This window comes from Agromyces humi, from assembly GCF_009720255.1.
GTDB classification, from domain to species: Bacteria; Actinomycetota; Actinomycetes; order Actinomycetales; family Microbacteriaceae; genus Agromyces; species Agromyces humi.
The window spans coordinates 1-2629 of the sequence record NZ_WJSP02000459.1; the positions used below are offsets into that span (position 1 = coordinate 1).

Consider the following 2629-nt stretch of genomic DNA (forward strand, 5'->3'; position numbering starts at 1 on the left):
GCCGCGCCGCATTCCGATCGGGGATCGCCCTCGTCGCGGCATCCGCCCTGCTGATGACGGCGCTTGCGGGCTGCGCGCCGACGGCCGGCGCCTGGCAGCTGTCGGGCGACCTAGCGACGCACGACCCGGCGCTCGCCAAGGACGGCGACACCTGGTACGTCTACTCGACCGGCAATGGCACGGTCGCCGACGGCAACGTGCAGGTCCGCTCGTCGTCCGACGGCCGGAACTGGCGCTACGAGGGCGAGGTGTGGGACGAGAAGCCCGCCTGGATCGACGAGGCCGTGCCGGGCGTCGACAACCTGTGGGCGCCCGAGCTCGTCGAGCACGACGGCACGTGGTACCTGTACTACTCGGCGTCGAGGTTCGGCAAGAACTCCTCGGCGATCGCACTCGCGACCAACACGACGCTCGATCCCGACGACCCGGCGTACGAATGGGTCGACCGCGGGCCGGTCATCGAATCGATGTCGGACGACGACTTCAACGCGATCGACCCCGGCGTCGCGACCGACGACGACGGCACCCCGTGGTTGTCGTTCGGCTCGTTCTGGAGCGGCATCCGCATGGTCGAGCTGGCGTGGCCGAGCGGGCTGCGCGCCGATGACGCCGAGCCGCTGCACCTCGCCGACCGCGGCGCGCCACCGAACGCCATCGAGGCGCCGTACCTCGTCGAACACGACGGCGACTGGTTCCTCTTCGTCTCGCGCGACGCCTGCTGCCAGGGTGCCGACAGCACGTACAAGATCGCCGTCGGCCGAGCGGATGCCCCGACCGGGCCGTTCCTCGACCGCGACGGCGTCCCGCTGCTCGAGGACGGCGGCACCGTGCTGCTCGAGACGGAGGGGCACCGCATCGGGCCCGGCGGACAGTCGGTCGCGGATGGGATGATGGCGCTGCACTACTACGACGGCGACCTGAACGGGCAGTTCCAGCTCGCGCTGCTGCCGCTCGGCTGGGACGCCGAGGGGTGGCCCGAGCTGCACTGGTGAGGAGCACGATGGAACGCAACTGGGCCGGCAACCTGACGTACCGGGCACGGCAGATCGTGCGCCCCGCCTCGGTCGACGAGCTGCAGGAGGTGCTCGCCGACGACGGGCCGTTCCGGGTGCTCGGCACCCGGCATTCGTTCAACGACCTCGCCGACACCGAGGGAACGCTGATCGCCACCGACCGGCTGCCCGTCGACGTCGACATGTCGAGCGCACCCGGCGCAGTGCGATTCACGGGGGCGCCGAGGTACGGCGACCTCGCGCCGATCCTGCAGCGGAAGGGCCTCGCGCTCGCGAACCTCGCGTCGCTGCCGCACATCTCGGTGCCCGGCGCCGTCGGCACCGGCACCCACGGATCGGGCGACGGCATCGGCTCGCTCGCCACGGCCGTGCGCGGCATCGGCTTCATCACGCCGAGCGGCGAGTCCCGCAGCCTCGTGCGGGGCGACCCCGACTTCGCCGGGTCCGTCGTGCACCTGGGCGCACTCGGCGTCGTCACGGCGCTCGAACTCGACGTCGAGCCGACCTACGACGTCGCGCAGACCGTCTTCGAGGCGCCCGCCTGGGACGCGATCCTCGCCGACCTCGACGCGGTGACCTCGCTCGGCACGAGCGTCAGCATCTTCACCCGGTGGTCGCGCACCGACGTCGCCGACCAGCTCTGGGTCAAGCAGCGCCTCCCGTTCGACGCCGATGCCGCGGAGCGGCGCCGTGCGGTGGTCGAACGACTCGGCGCCCACCCGGCGACGCAGGCGCGGCATCCGATCATCGGGCTGCCGGCCGGCGCGTGCACCGAGCAGCTGGGCGCGCCGGGCCCGTGGTTCGAGCGCCTGCCGCACTTCAAGCTCGAGTTCACGCCGTCGGCGGGGGAGGAGCTGCAGTCGGAGTACCTCGTGCCGCGCGCCGATGCGGTGGCCGCGCTCGAGGCCGTTCGGGGCCTCGCCGACCGCATCGCACCGCTCCTGCAGGTGTGCGAGGTGCGCACGGTGCGAGCCGACGACCTGTGGCTCAGCGGGGCGTACGGCACCGACGTGGTCGGCCTCCACTTCACGTGGGTGCGCGACGAGCCGGCGGTCACCGCCCTGCTGCCGGCGATCGAGGCGGCGCTTCCCGCGACCGCCCGCCCGCACTGGGGCAAGGTGTTCACGCTGCCGGGCGACGAGGTGCGGCGCCGCTACCCCCGCTGGGACGACTTCGCCGCGCTGCGCGCCCGCTTCGATCCCGAGCGCCGCTTCGCCAACGCCTACCTGGAGCGGCTCGGCCTCTGATTCAGCGCGCGGACTGCTCCGGCACCTGCGCCTCGACGAGCTGCAGCACGCGCGCCGCGACGCTCACGGCGATCGCGGCGGGCTCCTTGGAGCGGATGCCCTCGATGCCGATCGGGGTCGACACGCGCGCGAGGTCCTCCTCGCCGACACCCGCCGCGAGCAGCTGCGACCGGAACCGCGCCCACTTCGACCGGGAGCCGATGAGTCCGATCGAACCGAGCCCGGGCGTGCGAAGGCGTGCTCGCATCGGCGCCGACGAGCGGGTGACGGATGTCGCGGAGTTCGAGCGCTCCGGCCTCGCGGCCTCGGGCCTCGACGATCCGCTCGTGCCGCCACGCTACTCGAGTTCCTACTTCGCGCACGTCTTCG

General features: G+C 72.7%; 3 protein-coding genes. 2 read left to right on the forward strand and 1 reads right to left on the reverse strand.

All coding sequences use genetic code 11. The features are described 5' to 3' along the window. On the forward strand, positions 1-992 hold a 992-nt coding region (locus GH736_RS20865), incomplete at its 5' end, for an arabinan endo-1,5-alpha-L-arabinosidase (protein WP_328596934.1). 8 nt (positions 993-1000) lie between these two features. Continuing rightward, positions 1001-2260: a D-arabinono-1,4-lactone oxidase gene (locus GH736_RS20870; protein WP_159606734.1), complete on the forward strand. Its 1260-nt coding sequence runs from the start codon at positions 1001-1003 to the stop codon at positions 2258-2260. Between the two features lies 1 nt (position 2261). Here GH736_RS20870 and GH736_RS20875 read toward each other — a convergent pair whose 3' ends face one another. Beyond that, the gene (locus GH736_RS20875; RefSeq protein WP_159606736.1) at positions 2262-2507 is read right to left on the reverse strand and encodes an XdhC family protein; all 246 of its coding nucleotides are present in this window, start codon (positions 2505-2507) and stop codon (positions 2262-2264) included. Positions 2508-2629: the final 122 nt, after the last annotated feature.

Bases quoted from the DNA above. Each gene is read 5' to 3' on its own strand.
- GH736_RS20870 (WP_159606734.1), top strand. From the start codon at position 1,001: ATGGAACGCAACTGGGCCGGCAACCTGACGTACCGGGCACGGCAGATC.
- GH736_RS20875 (WP_159606736.1), bottom strand. From the start codon at position 2,507: ATGCGAGCACGCCTTCGCACGCCCGGGCTCGGTTCGATCGGACTCATC.